This is a genomic window from Propionivibrio sp., from assembly GCF_049316945.1.
GTDB lineage: Bacteria > Pseudomonadota > Gammaproteobacteria > Burkholderiales > Rhodocyclaceae > Propionivibrio.
The window spans coordinates 1-2,443 of sequence record NZ_JBMOJE010000312.1; the positions used below are offsets into that span (position 1 = coordinate 1).

A 2,443-nucleotide genomic window follows, 5' to 3' on the forward strand; every position below is an offset into this window, starting at 1 on the left:
CACATGCTTACAAATAATTACAATGACAAAAGAGTGTTACGTTGAGAGCATTGGGGTAGCCATTCCAAGGGAGTAACAAGACGCGGCCCAATGGCAATGGCGGTCAGAAACCCGTCCAGAGTGGCAACATCCATGGACTTGTCCTGTATAGACTCCTCGGCAAGGAAATCGTCAAGTTCATCAAGTTCTGCTTCCGAAAGCTGTTGATCGAACATCCCTTGTCGGAGTCCAGCAGGCAAACCGATCAACGATTCAATTCCCTCTTCATCGATAGTCTTCAAGGCTTCATCGAGCGCCTCTCCGTCGGTGGAAAACGACGATTCCCAAAGGTTGGAGTTACCGTATTCATCGACCACTTCCAAAAGCCAGCCACCCGCACCGTCCTCGTAAATTTCAATGCTTACGGTTTTTCCATCCCGCGTCACTGACTGTGAGAGTGGAGAACGGTTTGGGTCTTCGTCGGTTTCAATCATTCGAAGTCCATGTGTTGTCATGCATTAATAGAGAAGATTCGTTGCAACACTGCGAACTACGAATGTTCTTCACCATATAAATGAAGCAAGTTGTAACGAATCATTATTGGTTTCACTTTTTGTGCGTTGCCGGTTGTTGATGGCGATCATTTGGCTTTCTCGGCGGGTACCTTTGGTTTCGTAGAACTGCTGGCAGAGGTCTTCGAATCGTTTCCATTCGATTTTGCGAATCAGTTCAATCGACCCGTCAGAGGGCTTTGCCATCGCCTCAATGCTCGATTCCTTCCGGGCATTGTTGGCAGCGACTGACGGTTCTCCGTACAACCCTGACACTCGTTCTACCGGCTTGATTGGGTCAGCAACTCCCCACCCGATATCAATCGGCTCACGGCGACCTTGTGGCCCTGGCTTCGCACGGTGTAGTGGCTGCCGTTCAGGACTTGGGGATCCACCGCCGAAGACAAGTTTGGTCCCGGCAGCCAATGCTTTTGAAGCTGCCATTTTCTGAGCAGCAAAGGCCACAGTACCGACCAGCAGGAAAAAGCCCCCAAAAAGCCAAGCGATCCCGGAGAACGCCGCAGCCATCGGCTTGAGAAACATGTTGGCTGACCACATGGCGGGAAGTACCACTTCATGCCTGCGAATATAACGAACCCAAGGAAGTTGCTCACTTGCCAAGGCAGGCGCGATAGCACGTCCATTCCGGATTCTTTTTTTTTCTACGCGCCATCGACGAATCCTGTTAAATACTAACCTTGCATTGTACTGCTAGCTTTCGTTGCAGGAGAACAACGCTCGGCCATTCCGTTTCCAATAAAAATTGCTTAGGACTTGTAAACTGCTCCCGCTGCAAGTACTATGCTCAGGCCATGACGACTTCCACCCATATCTTCTCCCTCCGCACCATACGTCCGCTCCGTTAAACGGCCGCGGAACTCCTCCCTTTAGCAAAAGCAAAAGCTCCGCCGCCCGATACACGGGCTTGCACCCATGGTGCTTGTCTTTTCGTAAGAAAAAGATATCGCGGAGTTTTTTTATGATGTTTTCTGAATCTTTTGCGCCAGTGATGAGTAAATCAAGCTCGATCGCGGGCGGCCTGGCATTGTTGATGCACATTCTTCTGCCAGCTTTTGTGTTGCTGTCCATCGCAGCATTGGCAAGCACCATCCATGCAGTACGCATGAAGAGCGGAAGTGAAGCTTTATTCTTTGGCTTCTGGACCGTGGTAAATATTGCATCGGTGGTCGGCGTATGTCTATGATCACGGATGATTTTGAAGCTGATGATCCAGACTGGATTTCAGAAACGCCTGAGACCGCTAAAGAGGCTTTGGATGAGCCAGAACATATCTGCCGGATCGAAACTCCAAAATATTTTACGTACGTCAAACAATCGACCGATCTCGACATCCCCATCTTTGACCCAACGCTGATCGAAGAGGCAGTTCAGCGTATGTCAGGTTTTTTCAAGGAAAAAAAGCAGCTCGAAAATGCGCTGAAAAAGGCAGCGCATCGCGGTGGTTTTCGACTTGTGCCGGATATCAAATTAAAAACTTTCCGGCCCGCGATCGCTCTTTTAAAAAACCACTTTCCAAATTTTGCTGAAGCCATCGATTACTACGGCAACGATCTGCTACTTTGCATGACCGGCGATCCATCCGATTGGCGCACCACACCGTTGCTTTTGGCGGGCCCTCCAGGTATCGGCAAAACCGCATTCTGTTCAGCTTTAAAGGGAATTACTGGGTCGGCTTTCAAAAAAATCCAAATGGGGTCTGTCCAAGGTGGCTTTGTTCTGACTGGCACTGATAGCCGATGGGGCAACACCCAACCTGGCCAAATTTTCGACTCCCTTGCCGGTTCTGATTGCTGTGCGCCCATCGTTCTGCTCGATGAGCTCGACAAACTCGGAGGAGATGCTAAGGCGGCGTAAATAAATAAACGTATCATATGACGTGTTGAGGTGGTATT

4 protein-coding genes are annotated in these 2,443 nt (G+C 49.6%); 2 read left to right on the top strand and 2 right to left on the bottom strand.

Going from position 1 to position 2,443, the window contains the following annotated elements:
* Nucleotides 1-17: 17 nt before the first annotated feature.
* Both ACOYNV_RS27425 and ACOYNV_RS27430 read right to left on the bottom strand, forming a co-directional pair.
* Nucleotides 18-473 (bottom strand): UPF0149 family protein, encoded by a 456-nt coding sequence (locus ACOYNV_RS27425; RefSeq protein ID WP_422902992.1) that lies wholly within the window; start codon nucleotides 471-473, stop codon nucleotides 18-20.
* 69 nt (nucleotides 474-542) lie between these two features.
* Entirely contained in the window at nucleotides 543-1,151 is a 609-nt protein-coding gene (locus ACOYNV_RS27430) for a hypothetical protein (protein ID WP_422902993.1), read from the bottom strand.
* A 358-nt stretch (nucleotides 1,152-1,509) separates the two neighbouring features.
* Between ACOYNV_RS27430 and ACOYNV_RS27435 the strand changes: the two genes are divergently transcribed.
* Together ACOYNV_RS27435 and ACOYNV_RS27440 are read left to right on the top strand one after the other, a co-directional pair.
* Nucleotides 1,510-1,734, top strand: a complete 225-nt coding sequence (locus ACOYNV_RS27435; RefSeq protein ID WP_422902994.1) for a hypothetical protein — start codon at nucleotides 1,510-1,512, stop codon at nucleotides 1,732-1,734.
* On the top strand, nucleotides 1,731-2,405 hold the full coding sequence (locus tag ACOYNV_RS27440; RefSeq protein ID WP_422902995.1) for an AAA family ATPase: 675 nt from the start codon (nucleotides 1,731-1,733) through the stop codon (nucleotides 2,403-2,405). The genes ACOYNV_RS27435 and ACOYNV_RS27440 overlap by 4 nt, the downstream gene beginning before the upstream one ends.
* Nucleotides 2,406-2,443 lie beyond the last annotated feature (38 nt).